The following is a 368-nucleotide window of genomic DNA, read 5'->3' as shown; positions in this document are numbered from 1 at the left end:
CTTCCTCGCCACTGTGGCGCGGGGGCGGCCGCATTTTCCCTAACATGCCCGATGAAAACTTCGGTCAAAAGATTAACAAGAAAATGTACCGTGCCGGTATGGCTTCCATCTTGTCTCAGCTGGCCCGCGAAGGCCGTCTGGCAGTGGTTGACTCCCTGAAGGTGGATTCTCCCAAGACCAAGCCATTGGCAGCTAAATTCAAGGCGATGAACCTTGAGTCCGTGCTGGTGATTGCTGACGAAGTGGATGAAAACCTGTACTTGGCATCTCGCAACCTGGTGAACATCTTGGTTGTTGAGCCTCGCTATGCAGATCCCCTGGCGTTGGTGCACTACCGCAAGGTGCTGGTGACCAAGGCTGCCATGGAC

General features: G+C 54.9%; 1 protein-coding gene. It reads left to right on the top strand.

Annotated features, from left to right (window positions below):
* Positions 1–368 (top strand): 50S ribosomal protein L4 (locus AC1D1Y_RS26885; RefSeq protein WP_477685023.1); only part of this gene is annotated, 368 nt, incomplete at both ends.

The organism is Polaromonas sp. P1_G1, from assembly GCF_056405595.1.
The sequence above is the reverse complement of the archived record's forward strand: the minus strand, read 5'-3'. Positions and strand labels throughout refer to the sequence as shown.